The following is a 13,263-nucleotide window of genomic DNA, read 5'->3' on the forward strand; positions in this document are numbered from 1 at the left end:
GAGAGTGGTTGACCGTAAGTGCACCGAAGAGTTTCGACACTTAACAGGCAGGAGCCCGACTGCCCGCTCACGCGGACCGCCGGGCTCCGAACCCACTTGCTACAGGAACGAGTTGACCTGGATCGTCTCGTCGCGGCCGGGGCCGACGCCGATCGCCGAGATCGGGGCGCCGGACATCTCCTCCAGCGCCTTGACGTACGCCTGCGCGTTCTTGGGGAGGTCCGCGAAGGTCTTGGCCTTCGTGATGTCCTCCGACCAGCCCGGCAGGTACTCGTAGACCGGCTTCGCGTGGTGGAAGTCGGTCTGCGAGTACGGGAGCTCCTCGACGCGCTTGCCGTCGATCTCGTACGCGACGCAGACCGGGATCTGCTCCCAGCCGGTGAGCACGTCGAGCTTCGTCAGGAAGAAGTCGGTGAGGCCGTTGACGCGCGTCGCGTACCGGGCGATCACCGCGTCGAACCAGCCGCAGCGACGGTCGCGGCCGGTGGTGACACCGCGCTCGCCACCGATGCGGCGCAGGTCCTCGCCGTCCTGGTCGAAGAGCTCCGTCGGGAACGGACCCGCGCCGACCCGCGTCGTGTAGGCCTTGAGGATGCCGATGACGCGGCTGATCTTCGTCGGGCCGACACCCGCACCCGTGCAGGCGCCGCCCGCGGTCGGGTTCGAGGAGGTGACGAAGGGGTACGTGCCGTGGTCGATGTCCAGGAGCGTGCCCTGGCCGCCCTCGAACAGGACGACCTTGTCCTCGTCGAGCGCGTCGTTGATCACCAGGGTGGTGTCGGCGACGTAGCCCTTGATCTTGTCGGCGTAGCCGAGCAGCTCCTCGACGACCTGCTGCGCCTCGATGGCGCGGCGGTTGTAGAGCTTGGTCAGGAGCTGGTTCTTGACCTCGAGGGCCGCCTCGACCTTCTGGGTCAGGATCGACTCGTCGTAGAGGTCCTGGACGCGGATGCCGACGCGGTTGATCTTGTCCGCGTAGGTCGGGCCGATACCGCGGCCTGTCGTGCCGATCTTCCGCTTCCCGAGGAAGCGTTCCGTCACCTTGTCGACCGTGACGTTGTACGGCGTGATGATGTGCGCATTACCGCTGAGCAGGAGCTTCGACGTGTCGACGCCGCGCTCGTTCAGACCGCTCAGCTCGGAGAGCAGGACCGACGGGTCGACGACGACACCGTTTCCAATGACCGGCGTGCACTCCGGCGAGAGGATTCCGGAAGGGAGGAGATGCAGCGCGTACTTCTGGTCGCCCACGACAACCGTGTGGCCGGCGTTGTTGCCGCCCTGGTAGCGCACTACATAGTCCACGGATCCACCGAGCAGGTCGGTGGCCTTTCCCTTGCCTTCGTCACCCCACTGAGCACCGAGCAGCACAAGTGCGGGCACAGGCGTACACCCCTTCCGGGCGGGGCATGTCCAAGGTCAGGGGCCGTGGCCGCTCCTTTGCGGCGTGCCTTCGTAAGCCTTGGGGTGCCCCGGAATAGACCAAGCCCCTGGCGCAATAGCGCAAGGGGCTCTTGCACAAAGATGCTACCCGAGGAAGCGAGGCAAGGCCGAGGTGGCGGCTTTGGATCATCCATCTGACCGTGCGGACGACGCGAGCGGGGGGCTGTCGCGGCAGCTTCTGGTGATCGTCGATCCGCTCGCGATGCGTGCCGACGGGGAGTCCGTGCGCATCGCCAAGGACGTGTTGTGTGCGGGTTCGACGGCGAAGGTGTGTCTGCCGGACGGCCCCGCGGAATTCGCGAAAGCGCTGGCCAAGAGGGGTGCGCGGCGGCCTGTCGTGGTCGGCGACGACCGGTCGCTGCTGCGTGCGGTGTCGCTGCTGCACCGGGAGCGGGAGCTGGCCGGGGCGGTGTTCTCGATGGTGCCGGTGGGGGCTGCGGTGTCGCTCGCGCACTCGCTCGGGGTGCCCGCGGGGACGGTCGAAGCGGCGCGGGCCGCGCTCGACGGGACGGAGCGGCGGCTCGATCTCCTGGTGGACGACAGCGACGGGGTGGTGCTCGGGGACCTGCGGATCCCGCCGGTTTCCGGCGGGGCCGAATCGGAGGGGGCCGGGCCGCCCTGGCTGCGCACCTGCCGGTCGCTGGTGCGCGGGCTCGCGGTGCGGCCCGCCCGTTCCGCCGATCCGGATGCCGGGGTGCCCGCGCGGCTGCGGGTCGAGGCGGACGGGGTGACGCTCGTGGATCTGGACCGGCCGGTGGTGGGGGTCTCGGTGGGGCCGGCCACCGGTACCGGTCTGGCCCGGGTGGAGGTGCGGGGCGCTGCCGCGGAGGGGGTGGTGGTCGCGCGGGCCAGGACGGTCACGGTGACCGGGAGCGATTTCCGGTATCGGGCGGATCAGGTGACGATCGGGGGGCCGGTGCGGAGGCGGACGTGGTCCGTGCGGGTGGGGGCGTGGGCGCTGGCGCTTCCGTAGCGGGTATGTCGGCCGGCACCGGGGCTGAGGTTGCGGGGCTCCGCCCCGGGCCCCGCTGCTCAATCGCCGCAGGGGCTTGATTTGGCTCAATCGCCGCAGGGGCTTGAACTGGCTAGTCCAGGCCCAGTGTCTTGCGGTGTTCGCGCCAGCGTTCCATCAGGGCTGCCAGTTCGACCTGGACGAATTCGAAGAAGGCGAGGGTTTCCGCGATGCGGCGGCCCGCGGGGGTGTCCGCGCCCAGGCTCTCGACGCCCTCGCGCAGCGCGTCCTCCCAGCGCTTCATGACGCTGTCGCGGCTGCCCAGCGCCTCGTACCACTGGTTGCTGTGCACCCGGAAGAGGTCGCGCCGCGTGCCGGGGTCGCGTTCGCGCGTGACCATGTGCTGCTGGGTCAGATAGCGCACCGCCCCGGACACCGCGGCCGGGCTGACCTGGAGCTGCTTGCCGAGTTCGGCGGAGGTGAGGGCGCCGGAGTCGGAGGCGAGGAGGGCCGCGAAGACGCGGGCGGGCATCCGGGTCATGCCCGCATCGAGCAACTGGGCGGCGAAGCGCTCGACAAACCGGGAGCGGGCCGCCTCGGCCGCCCGTGCCTGCGTCTCGTCCATGCCCTGCGCGCTCATGTCCCGATCCTCTCCCCTTGCCCGGTCTGCGACGCCAGTTTATACGCTTCCTTAACTTCACAACTTTGTGAAGTGCGCGTAGCTTCAGAATCATGACGAAGGCAATCACGGTCTCCGGACTGCACAAGTCGTTCGGCAGGACCCACGCGCTCGACGGTCTCGACCTGGATGTCGAGGCCGGAGAAGTGCACGGCTTCCTCGGCCCGAACGGAGCGGGGAAGTCCACCACCATCCGCGTCCTGCTCGGCCTGCTGCGCGCCGACTCCGGCGCGGTGCAGCTGCTCGGCCGCGACCCCTGGGCCGACGCCGTGGAACTCCACCGCAAGGTCGCGTACGTACCCGGTGACGTGACGCTGTGGCGCAACCTCAGCGGTGGCGAGGTCATCGACCTCTACGGGCGGCTGCGCGGCGGGCTCGACAAGAAGCGCAAGGCCGAGCTCATAGAGCGCTTCGAACTCGACCCGACCAAAAAGGGCCGCACGTACTCCAAGGGCAACCGGCAGAAGGTCGCCCTGGTCGCCGCCTTCGCCGCGGTCGACATCGACGTCCTCATCCTCGACGAGCCCACCTCCGGCCTCGACCCGCTGATGGAGGGGGTCTTCGAGAGCTACGTCGAGGAGGCCGCGCGCGAGCACGGGCGGACGGTGCTGCTGTCCTCGCACATCCTCAGCGAGGTCGAGCAGCTCTGTGACCGGGTCAGCATCATCAGGAAGGGTGTCACCGTCGAGAGCGGGTCCCTCGCCGATCTGCGGCATCTGACCCGGACCAGCGTGACCGCCGAACTCGCGGGTGAGCCGGGAGGGTTGGGCGACCTTCCCGGGGTGCACGACCTCGACGTACAGGGCAAACGCGTCAAGCTTCAGGTCGACACCGACAAGCTCGACGCCGTCCTGCGCTCGCTCGCCGGGTCCGGCGTGCGCTCGCTGACCAGCACACCGCCCACCCTGGAAGAGCTGTTCATGCGGCACTACCAGGAGGACGTACGTACTCCCGAAGCGGCGGTGTCGCGATGACCACCCTCGTGGGCGAAGGACGCTACGTGTCGCGGTCGGGCGGCGCCCGACATCTCGCCGGCACCGGAACGCTGCTCAGGCTCGCGCTGCGGCGCGACCGCGTGATGATGCCCGTATGGATCGCCATCACCGCCATGATGGTCGTGTCGATGCCGAACACGCTGAAGAGCGTCTGGCCGACGGTCGCCGAGCGGGCCGACATCGCGGCGTCCATGAACACCAACGGCTCGATGCGCGCCATGTACGGGCCGGTCTTCGGGGACTCGCTCGGCGCGCTCACGGCCTGGCGCGGGGGCACGTTCGCCGCGGTCTTCGCCGCGATCATGAGCCTGCTCGTCGTCGTACGGCACACCCGTGACGAGGAGGAGAGCGGGCGGCAGGAGCTGGTGTCCTCGGCGATGGTGGGGCGGCGCGCGCCGCTGACCGCCGCGCTGCTCGCGGCCCTCGTGGCCAACGGTGTGCTCGCGCTGATCGTCACGGGCGGGCTCGCCTCGCAGGGCGGCGCGGGGGCGCTCGCCCTCGGGCTCGCGATCGGCGGCTGCGGGATGGTGTTCGCGACGATGGCGGCGATCGTCGCCCAGTTCACGGAGAGCGCGCGGCTCGCGCGCGGCGCCACCTCCGCGGTGCTCGGCGTGGCCTTCGTGCTGCGCGCGGCGGGCGACTCCGGCACGAACGACGGCTCGTCCCCGCTGACCTGGATCTCGCCGGTCGGCTGGGTCGAGAACGTCCGCGCCTTCGCCGACGAGCGGTGGTGGGTGCTCGGGCTGCTGCTCGCGGCCGTCCTGGTCCAGGGCGCCGTGGGCTATGAGCTGGCCGGGCGGCGCGACATCGGCATGAGCTTCCTGCCGACGCGTCCGGGACCGGCGAACGGGCGTCTCGGCACGGCGGGTTCGCTGGCCTGGCGGTTGCAGCGGGGCAGCGTGATCGGCTGGGCGGTCGGGTTCCTCGCGGCCGGTGTCGTCTTCGGCGGGATGACCGAGGGGGCGGCCGATCTGGTCGGCGACAGCGAGAACACCAAGGAGATCATCGAGCGGATGGGCGGCCAGTCCGGCATCACCGACGCCTTCCTCGCCACGATGGTCGGCATGCTCGGCATGGTCGCCGCGCTCTACATCGTGCAGGCCGTGCTCCGGCTGAACGGCGAGGAGACCTCGCAGCGCGCCGAACCCGTCCTCGCGAACGCGGTGGGCCGGATCGCCTGGGCCGGCGGCCACTTGGTGATCGCCTTCGCGGGCGCCGCGTTGATCATGCTGCTGGGCGGGGTCGGGCTCGCGGTCGGCCACGGGCAGGAGTTCGGCGCGGTCATCGGCGCCTGCCTGGTCCAGCTCGCCGCGATCTGGTCGCTCGGCGGGGTGGCCGTACTGCTGTACGGGGTGTGGCCACGGGCGGCCGCCGCAGCGTGGGCTGCGGCGGGAGCGGCGCTCCTCATCGGCTGGATCGGCCCGGCGCTCAAACTGCCGCAGGCGGTCATGGACATCTCGCCGTTCGGTCACCTGCCGAAGCTGCCGGGCGGGGACATGACGTGGGGGTCTGTGATCGTGGAGGTGCTGCTCGCGGCGGTGTTCGTGGGCGTGGGCCTGGTCGGTCTGCGGCGGCGGGACATGGCCGGCTGACGGCGGCGTCACAGCTCCACGGCGAGCCCCTCCAGGCCCCGGATGACGAAGTTCGGCTTGCGCTCCGGCTCGGCCGCGAGCCGCAGCGTCGGCGCCTGTGTCAGCAGTGCCCGCATGGACGCGGCGAGTTCGATCCGGGCGAGCGGGGCGCCGATGCAGTAGTGGATGCCCGCGGAGAAGGAGATGTGGGGGTTGTCCCGGCGGGTCAGGTCCAGGCGGGCCGGGTCGGTGAAGACCGCCGGGTCATGATTGGCCGAGCCGAAGAGGAGGGCCACCTCCGAACCGGCCGGGATCGTGGTGCCCGCCACCTCGATCTCGTCGAGCACCCAGCGTTCGAAGAGCTGGAGCGGGGTGTCGTAGCGCATCAGCTCCTCGATCGCGGTGGGGATCAGGGAGTGGTCGGCGCGCAGGGCCGCGAGCTGCTCGGGGTGGCGGAACAGGGCCCACCAGCCGTTCACCGTCGAGTTGACGGTGGCCTCGTGGCCCGCGTTGAGGAGCAGGACGCAGGTGGAGATCAGCTCCTGCTCGGTGAGGCGGGCGGGCCCCGCGCCGTCCTCGTCGTCGTGGGCGGCGATGAGACCCGAGATCAGGTCGTCGGCGGGGCGGGCGCGGCGTTGGGCGATCAACTCCCTGAGGTACTCGGTGAATTCGAGTGACGCGGTGACCGCCGCCCGCGCCGTCTCCTCCGACGGGTTCAGCTCGTACATGCCGCAGATCGCCGCCGACCACGGCCGCAGCGGCGCCCGGTCCGGCTCGGGGATGCCGAGCATCTCGGCGATGACGGCCACCGGGAGCGGTTCGGCGACCGCCGTGAGCAGATCGCCGCCGCCGTCCGCCACCAGACCGGAGACAAGCTCGCCCGCCAACTTCTCTACGTACGGCTGGAGTTGACGCACCGTGCCCGGAGTGAACGCCTTCGACACCAGGCGGCGGATGCGGGTGTGGTCCGGGGGCTCCAGGTCGAGCATGCCGTGGTCGTTGAGGGTGTGGAACGGCTCGTGCTCCGGCGGCGGGGCGGTGCGGCCGAAGTCCTCGTGGGCGTAGCGGTGTTGGTAGGTGCGGCCGAGGCGCCGGTCGCGCAGCAGCGCCGATACGTCGGCGTGGTGCGGGATCAGGTACTGGTTCGACGGCTCGAACCAGTGCACCCGGCCGGCCTCGCGCAGGTCCGCGTAGGCGGGGTACGGGTCGGCGACGAAGGCCGGGGACCAGGGGGCGAACTTCTCCACGAGGGCGTCCATGGCCGGACGCTAGCCGCGCTCACCCCGGTGTGACCAGACGTGCCTCGTACGCGAAGACCGCCGCCTGTGTCCGGTCGCGCAGCCCCAGCTTCACCAGGATCCGGCTCACATGCGTCTTGATCGTCGACTCGGCGACCACGAGCCGCTCCGCGATCTCGATGTTCGACAGGCCCCGCGCGATCAGAACGAGCACCTCCGTCTCCCGCTCCGTCAGCTCCCCGTACGCGCCCGTCTGCCGCCCCGCCGCAATGCTCGGCGCCTCGGACAGCTTGGCGAACTCGGTGATCAGACGGCGGGTCACGGTCGGCGCGAGGAGGGCCTCGCCGCTCGCCACCACCCTTACGCCGTCGGCGAGTTCGCGTGCGGAGGCGTCCTTGAGGAGGAAGCCGGAGGCCCCGGCCCGCAGCGCCTGGTACACGTACTCGTCCAGGTCGAAGGTGGTCAGGACGAGCACCTTCGTGCCCGCGTCCGCCGCGACGATCTCGCGGGTCGCCTCGATGCCGTTCAGCTCCGGCATGCGGATGTCCATCAGGACAACGTCGGGGTGGAGCTCGCGGACCTTGGCGATCGCCTCCACGCCGTTGACGGCCTCGCCGACGACCTCGAAGTCCGGCATCGCGTTGAGGAGGACCGAGAAGCCCTCGCGGACCATCATCTGGTCGTCGGCGACCAGGACCCTGATCACGCCTCGTCCTCCGTCCCGGTGGCCGCGGCGCGGGCGACGGGGATGAAGACGGTGACCTCGTACCCGCCGTCGGCCGTCCCGTCCGCCGTCATCTCGCCGCCCAGCATGGAGACGCGCTCGCGCATCCCGGTGAGACCGTGTCCCGCGCCGGGGGTCGGCTTCACCAGGCCGGTCGACGGGCCGTTGACGATCCGGAGGCCGAGGCCCCCGAGGACGTACGACACCTCGACGGCGGCCTGCGAGCCGGGGGCGTGCCGCAGCGCGTTGCTCAGCGCCTCCTGCACGATCCGGTACGCCGACAGCTCGACGCCCTGCGGGAGTTCACGGGCCGCACCCGTCACGGTCCGCGTGACGGTCAGGCCCGCCTCCCGCACGTTCTCCAGGAGCTTGTCGAGGTCGGCGAGCGTGGGCTGCGGCGCGTCGGGCGCCTCGTAGTCCTCGGCCCGTACGACCCCCAGAACCCGGCGCAGTTCGGTGAGCGCGGCCACCGCGTTCTCCCGGATCGTGACGAACGCCTGCTCCAGCTCGGGCGGCGGGTTCTCGACACGGTAGGGCGCGGCCTCCGCCTGGATGGCGACGACCGACATGTGGTGCGCCACCACGTCGTGCAGCTCGCGCGCGATGTTCGTGCGCTCCTCGAGGAGCGTGCGCCGGTCCCGCTCGACGGCGGTGACCGTACGCTCCTGGACGACCTGGAGGCGCGCGGTGCGGTTGACGTGGACGAGCGCGACGATCCCGACCCCGATGCCGGAGAGCACCGTCATCGGGACCGCGATGCCGGCGTTCACGCCACCGAAGACCGCCGCGGAGAGCAGCGAGTACAGCGTGGACAGGGCCCACATCCAGGCCGCCGTACGCGGCCGGGTGCGTGCCGCGACCACCATCATCACGACCGTGTGGCCCAGGATGCTGCCGCCCGACCACGGGTAGAGGTCGTCGCTCGTCGCCCAGACCAGGATCGGGGCGGCCCCCAGCGAGAGCCAGAAGGCGAGGACCGGGCGGAGCAGGGTGAGCGCCACCGGGACCGCTGCCATCAGCCCGGCGACGAGGGCGAAGAAGGCGTCGTCGAGGGCGCCGTAGCTCGCCATGCCCGTGATCAGCGTGAGCGCGGCCAGGCCGAGCACGACGGCGTGCGGCAGGAGCCCCAGGTGCTTGCGGAAGCGGTCGGGGAACTGCCGGGCCCACGGCCCGTCCGTGCCCGCCCGGGGCAGCGGCCGGTACGTGAGCACCCCCCGGAACAGGTCCTCGCGCAGCCCCCGCAGCGCCGACTTGGCGAGATGTATCTCAGGGCTGCGCTCGCGCGGGCCCTGGAGGGTGGTGGTCGTGTCGGTCATGGCACAAACGGTAGGTCGCGGGGGCGCCGCCCCGCGTCCGCACCGAGGAGGGTTCGGGGCCGTCCGTCGCAAGGACTACGGCCGGGTCACCGGGCGGTCACCAGGCCAGTTGGGCGATCTCCTCCGCGACCACCGCGCAGGCGTCCGCCGCCGGGTCGATCAGCGGAAAGTGGCCGACCTCCTCCAGGAACGTGACGCCCACGACCTCGCCCGCCTTCGCCGCCGCGTCCGCGTACGCCTCGGCCAGTTCGAACGGCACGGTCGTGTCCGTACGGCCCTGGACCAGGGTCGTCGCGACGCCGGTCGGCAGCAGTTCCACGGGGTCCGCGTACGGACGGCGCTCGTCGAACAACTCTCGCATGCCGCCCAGGAACTGGACGCACGCGCCGCCGCAGACCCCCAGCTCCTCGGCGAGCACGAAGCCCACGAGCGGGGCGATGGCGACGACGCCGCGCAGCGCCGCGGAGTCCGGGGTGCGCCAGGGCGCGCCCTCCGGCAGCACGTGCCGGGCGCCGGCCCACAGCGCGAGCTGGCCGCCCGCCGAGTGGCCGGTGACGATGGTGCGGCGCGGGTCGGCCGACGGCAGGTGCTCGGCGGCGAGCGCGGGCATCGCGTCGAGCGCGGTCGCCACGTCGTCGAAGGTCTCGGGCCAGCGCCCCGCCATGGGGCCCTCGGCACCCTGATGCGGCACCGCGCTCCCCCGCCGGTACTCGACGTTGGCCACGGCGAACCCGCGCCGTGCGAGGAAGTCGCAGAACGGGGTCAGGTACTGCCGGTCGTACGGCGCCCGCCACGCGCCGCCGTGCAGGACCACGACGAGCGGGGCCGCGGTCGCGCCGTCCCTCGGGGCGTAGAAGTCGACGATCTGATCCGGGTGATCGCCGTACGCGGCGCTGACGTCCGGCGGCACGGCAGGATGCGAGAAGGCCGACGCCTCCTCCGCCTCCTCGCGGGTGGCGCCGGACTGGTCGGGGTCTGGCATGCTCCAACCTCTCGACATCGTGCGGAACTTGACGAATACGCGAACGACCCGGCGGGCAGCCGATGATTCGCGGTATGCGGACGCTACCAGGCCCGTGACGTGCGTCAACACGTACAGTGACCACACAAACGGTTCCTTCGTACCGTTACCCTGTGGGTCATGACCGGTAACCCGACCGAAGCGCACGAACCCGGCACGCTCCGCCCCGGCGGGCGCACGGCCCGTGTCCGCGCGGCGGTGCTCGACGCGGCGGGCGACGTCCTCGCCGAGCACGGCTTCGACCGGCTCGACCTGGGTGACATCGCGCGGCGCGCGGACGTCGGGAAGACGACCGTGTACCGGCGGTGGGGCTCACCCACGGGACTCGTCGCCGACCTTCTCGACCAGATGGCCCAGGAGTCGCTGCCGCGCACCGAGACGGGTTCCCTGCGCGGGGACCTGACCGCCAACGCGCGTCTCGTGCAGCAAACGTTGGCGGATCCCCGGCAGGGCCGCCTGTTCCACGCGGTGATCGCGGCGGCCGCCTGTGACCCGCGCACGGCGTCCGCCCTCGCCCGTTTCTACGAGGTCCGGGTGGCCGAGTGGGCGCCCTGCGTGGAGCAGGCGGTGGCCCGCGGTGAGCTGCCGCGCGGCACGGACCCGTCGGAGGTCGTCCGAGCGGTGTCCGCGCCGCTGTACTACCGGCTGCTGACCTCTGGCACCGCGCCCGACGAGGCGGATGCGGTGCGCGCGGTGGCGGCGGTTGTGGCGGCGGCGGGGGCGGGGGCGTACGCCATGTGACGGCCACCCGTTCCCACGCCTCGGGGCTCTGCCCCGGACCCCGCTGCTCAATCGCCGCAGGGGCTTGATCTATCAAGCCCCGCGGGACTTGATCTATCAGTCGCCGGCGGGGCTTGATTTATCAAGCCCCGCCGGCGATTGAGGCGCGGGGTCCGGGGCGGAGCCCCGTGCGGGTGGGCGTCAGGCCAGGCTCTGCGCCAGCACCCGCGCCGCCCGCTCCACCTCTCCGTACGACAGGTACAGCGGCGTGAAGCCGAAGCGGAGGATGTCCGGGGGGCGGAAGTCGCCGACGACGCCCGCCGTGATGAGGCGGGACATCACCTCGCCCGCGTCCTCGCAGCGCAACGCCACCTGACTGCCCCGTTCCCCGTGCGCGGCTGGCGTCACCACCTCGACCCGGCCCTCGGGGACGTACTCCTCGACGCACTCAAGGAAGAAGTCCGTCAGGGCAAGGGACTTGGCCCGCACCGCGTCGACCGAGACATCGGGGCGCGACCACACCTCCAGCGCCGCCTCGAGCGCCAGCATCGACAGGATGTCCGGCGTCCCGACCCGGCCCCGTACGACCCCGTCCGCGGCCTCGTAATCGGAACGCATCCCGAACGGCTCGGCGTGCGAGTTCCAGCCCGGCAGCGGCGAGTCGAAGGCCGCCTGGTGCTCGCGCCGGACGTACAGGTAGGCGGGCGAACCGGGCCCCCCGTTGAGGAACTTGTACGTGCAGCCGACCGCCAGGTCGACCCCGTGCGCGTCGAGCCCGACCGGCAGCGCGCCCGCGCTGTGGCACAGGTCCCACACCGAGACCGCCCCCGCCGCACGGATCGCCGCCGTCAGCGACGGCAGATCGTGCAGCCGGCCGCTGCGGTAGTCGACGTGGTTCAGGAGCACCGCCGCCGTACGCGGCGAGAGCGCGCCCGGCACCTCCCCCGGCTCCACCGCACGCACCGAACAGCCCGTCATCCGGGCCGCCGAGGCGGCGATATAGCCGTCGGTGGGGAACGTCGCGGCATCGACGAGGATCTCGTCGCGGCCGGCGTCCGGACCACCCGCGAGCCGCACCGCACCCACAAGTGCCTTGAAGACATTGACACTTGTGGAGTCGCCGACGACCATCTGCCCGGCGCCCGCGCCCACGAGCGGAGCGATCAGATCGCCGATCCGCTCGGGCGCCGTCCACCACCCCGACTCGCTCCAGGACCGGATCCGCAGCTCGCCCCACTGCCGGCGCACGACGTCGTCGACCCGCCCAGGGACGTTCGCGGGCAGCGCGCCCAGCGAGTTCCCGTCGAGGTACACAACGTCGTCGAGGACGAACTCGTCGTGTACGGCCGCGAGTTGGTCGGCAGCGTCCAGTTCCTTGGCCCGCTCGCACAGATCAAACATGGGACCTCGCCGTCCACAGCTCGGGGAAGACATTCTTGCCCGCCCGCTTCTCCAGCCACGCCACACCGGCGGAGCCACCCGTGCCCGTCTTCGCGCCCATGGCACGCCGGGTGGCCACCAGGTGATCGTTGCGCCAGCGCCACACCAGCTCGGCGACATCGGTCAGCGCCTCACCGAGACGCGCGAGCTCGTCGCCCTCGTCCCCGGCGTACAGGCGCGTCCACACCGCCTCGACCTCCGGCGACGGCTCGTACTTCTTCGACACGTCACGGTCGAGGACGGCGCGCGGCACCGGGTGCCCGCGCCGGGCGAGCAGCCGCAGCACCTCGTCGTAGAGGCTCGGCTCCTGGAGCGCCTTCGCCAGCTCGGCGTGCACCCGGGGCGCGCCGCGGTGCGGCACCAGCATCGACGCCGACTTGTCACCGAGCAGGAATTCCATGCGCCGGTACATCGCCGACTGGAAGCCGCTGCCCTCGCCGAGCGCGGAGCGGTAGGAGTTGAACTGGGCCGGGGTGAGCTGTGCCAGCGGCCGCCACGAGGCGTTGAGCGCGTCCAGTTCCCTGACGGACCGTTTCAGCGCGGCCACCGCCGTCGGTACGTCGTCCGTGCCGAGCGCACGGGCCGCCGTCTCCCACTCGTGCACGATGACCGTGAACCACAGCTCCATGACCTGGGTGGTGACCAGGAAGACCATCTCGCCGGGGTCGTCCGAGCGAAGGTGCTGGAGGTGGGTGAGGACGTCGGCCTGGACGTAGTCCTCGTAGGGCGTGGTGCCCGCGAAGTCGAGATGCGGGGTGGCGGGTGCTTCCGCCTCGTGATCCGCGTCGAGGGACATCGCTGTCTCCTGTTTGTACTCCGGGTAGCGGTCCGCCCTGCCGTTACCGACACGGGGCCCCGGTCCCCGACTGCATCCTCCGCAATCGTGCCCGCAAACGGCAAGGCCCGCCTGTTCACAAAGGACCGGGCGGGCCTCACCGGACGCATCACCGAGCGGGCCCGGGATCGACTCCCCTTCGATCCCGGGCCCGCACGGGTTGCCCCCTGCGGAGCGACAGGCAGGATGCCTGCGCTGCTGAACGCAGAAGACGGAAGCTGGTGCCCTGAGTCGGCATCACGGCTCCAGCGGGTCATTCCGCTACTGGTGCCGGGCCGCGGGACTGGGGGTCCGGAAGGGGACGACAGGCCCGCGCTCTCACAGCACTG

12 protein-coding genes are annotated in these 13,263 nt (G+C 71.5%); 4 read left to right on the forward strand and 8 right to left on the reverse strand.

The annotated features are described in order from the left end of the window. Positions 1 to 99: 99 nt before the first annotated feature. Complete coding sequence (locus ACIRHA_RS18805) at positions 100 to 1,383, reverse strand: adenylosuccinate synthase (protein WP_266711597.1); 1,284 nt, start codon at positions 1,381 to 1,383, stop codon at positions 100 to 102. Between the two features lie 262 nt (positions 1,384 to 1,645). Between ACIRHA_RS18805 and ACIRHA_RS18810 the strand changes: the two genes are divergently transcribed. Further along, positions 1,646 to 2,416 carry a diacylglycerol kinase gene (locus tag ACIRHA_RS18810; protein WP_403847658.1) on the forward strand — a complete coding sequence of 257 codons (771 nt, stop codon included), beginning with the start codon at positions 1,646 to 1,648 and terminating at the stop codon, positions 2,414 to 2,416. Between the two features lie 112 nt (positions 2,417 to 2,528). Here ACIRHA_RS18810 and ACIRHA_RS18815 read toward each other — a convergent pair whose 3' ends face one another. Further along, a complete protein-coding gene (locus ACIRHA_RS18815; RefSeq protein WP_403846784.1) occupies positions 2,529 to 3,035 on the reverse strand; it encodes a GbsR/MarR family transcriptional regulator in 507 nt (168 codons plus the stop codon). Between the two features lie 92 nt (positions 3,036 to 3,127). Between ACIRHA_RS18815 and ACIRHA_RS18820 the strand changes: the two genes are divergently transcribed. Together ACIRHA_RS18820 and ACIRHA_RS18825 are read left to right on the forward strand one after the other, a co-directional pair. Beyond that, complete coding sequence (locus ACIRHA_RS18820) at positions 3,128 to 4,048, forward strand: ATP-binding cassette domain-containing protein (RefSeq protein WP_403846787.1); 921 nt, start codon at positions 3,128 to 3,130, stop codon at positions 4,046 to 4,048. Next, the gene (locus tag ACIRHA_RS18825) at positions 4,045 to 5,661 is read left to right on the forward strand and encodes an ABC transporter permease (protein ID WP_403846790.1); all 1,617 of its coding nucleotides are present in this window, start codon (positions 4,045 to 4,047) and stop codon (positions 5,659 to 5,661) included. The genes ACIRHA_RS18820 and ACIRHA_RS18825 overlap by 4 nt, the downstream gene beginning before the upstream one ends. Positions 5,662 to 5,669: 8 nt before the next feature. On the opposite strand, the gene ACIRHA_RS18830 is transcribed toward ACIRHA_RS18825, so the two are convergent. The 4 genes from ACIRHA_RS18830 to ACIRHA_RS18845 all read right to left on the reverse strand — a co-directional run bounded on the left by ACIRHA_RS18830 (position 5,670) and on the right by ACIRHA_RS18845 (position 9,900). Further along, positions 5,670 to 6,899: a cytochrome P450 gene (locus tag ACIRHA_RS18830; RefSeq protein ID WP_403846793.1), complete on the reverse strand. Its 1,230-nt coding sequence runs from the start codon at positions 6,897 to 6,899 to the stop codon at positions 5,670 to 5,672. Positions 6,900 to 6,918: 19 nt separating this feature from the next. Then, entirely contained in the window at positions 6,919 to 7,584 is a 666-nt protein-coding gene (locus ACIRHA_RS18835; RefSeq protein WP_403846795.1) for a response regulator, read from the reverse strand. Next, positions 7,581 to 8,918, reverse strand: a complete 1,338-nt coding sequence (locus ACIRHA_RS18840) for a sensor histidine kinase (protein WP_403846797.1) — start codon at positions 8,916 to 8,918, stop codon at positions 7,581 to 7,583. The genes ACIRHA_RS18835 and ACIRHA_RS18840 overlap by 4 nt, the downstream gene beginning before the upstream one ends. A 97-nt stretch (positions 8,919 to 9,015) precedes the next feature. Next, positions 9,016 to 9,900 (reverse strand): alpha/beta hydrolase, encoded by an 885-nt coding sequence (locus ACIRHA_RS18845; RefSeq protein ID WP_403846800.1) that lies wholly within the window; start codon positions 9,898 to 9,900, stop codon positions 9,016 to 9,018. A gap of 159 nt (positions 9,901 to 10,059) precedes the next feature. On the opposite strand from ACIRHA_RS18845, the gene ACIRHA_RS18850 reads away from it, so the two are divergent. Then, positions 10,060 to 10,680 (forward strand): TetR/AcrR family transcriptional regulator, encoded by a 621-nt coding sequence (locus tag ACIRHA_RS18850; protein WP_403846803.1) that lies wholly within the window; start codon positions 10,060 to 10,062, stop codon positions 10,678 to 10,680. A gap of 180 nt (positions 10,681 to 10,860) precedes the next feature. On the opposite strand, the gene kynU is transcribed toward ACIRHA_RS18850, so the two are convergent. Both kynU and ACIRHA_RS18860 read right to left on the reverse strand, forming a co-directional pair. After that, entirely contained in the window at positions 10,861 to 12,060 is a 1,200-nt protein-coding gene (gene kynU / locus ACIRHA_RS18855) for a kynureninase (protein WP_403846805.1), read from the reverse strand. Next, entirely contained in the window at positions 12,053 to 12,895 is an 843-nt protein-coding gene (locus ACIRHA_RS18860) for a tryptophan 2,3-dioxygenase family protein (RefSeq protein WP_403846808.1), read from the reverse strand. Before ACIRHA_RS18860 ends, kynU begins: the two co-directional genes overlap by 8 nt. Positions 12,896 to 13,263: the final 368 nt, after the last annotated feature.

Source organism: Streptomyces sp. NPDC102360, assembly GCF_044766085.1.
GTDB lineage: Bacteria > Actinomycetota > Actinomycetes > Streptomycetales > Streptomycetaceae > Streptomyces.

Coding starts and splice junctions, on each gene's coding strand:
- ACIRHA_RS18840 (WP_403846797.1), bottom strand. CDS start 8,918: ATGACCGACACGACCACCACCCTCCAGGGCCCGCGCGAGCGCAGCCCT.
- ACIRHA_RS18830 (WP_403846793.1), bottom strand. CDS start 6,899: ATGGACGCCCTCGTGGAGAAGTTCGCCCCCTGGTCCCCGGCCTTCGTC.
- ACIRHA_RS18810 (WP_403847658.1), top strand. CDS start 1,646: ATGCGTGCCGACGGGGAGTCCGTGCGCATCGCCAAGGACGTGTTGTGT.
- ACIRHA_RS18845 (WP_403846800.1), bottom strand. CDS start 9,900: ATGCCAGACCCCGACCAGTCCGGCGCCACCCGCGAGGAGGCGGAGGAG.
- ACIRHA_RS18825 (WP_403846790.1), top strand. CDS start 4,045: ATGACCACCCTCGTGGGCGAAGGACGCTACGTGTCGCGGTCGGGCGGC.
- kynU (WP_403846805.1), bottom strand. CDS start 12,060: ATGTTTGATCTGTGCGAGCGGGCCAAGGAACTGGACGCTGCCGACCAA.
- ACIRHA_RS18820 (WP_403846787.1), top strand. CDS start 3,128: ATGACGAAGGCAATCACGGTCTCCGGACTGCACAAGTCGTTCGGCAGG.
- ACIRHA_RS18860 (WP_403846808.1), bottom strand. CDS start 12,895: ATGTCCCTCGACGCGGATCACGAGGCGGAAGCACCCGCCACCCCGCAT.
- ACIRHA_RS18850 (WP_403846803.1), top strand. CDS start 10,060: ATGACCGGTAACCCGACCGAAGCGCACGAACCCGGCACGCTCCGCCCC.
- ACIRHA_RS18815 (WP_403846784.1), bottom strand. CDS start 3,035: ATGAGCGCGCAGGGCATGGACGAGACGCAGGCACGGGCGGCCGAGGCG.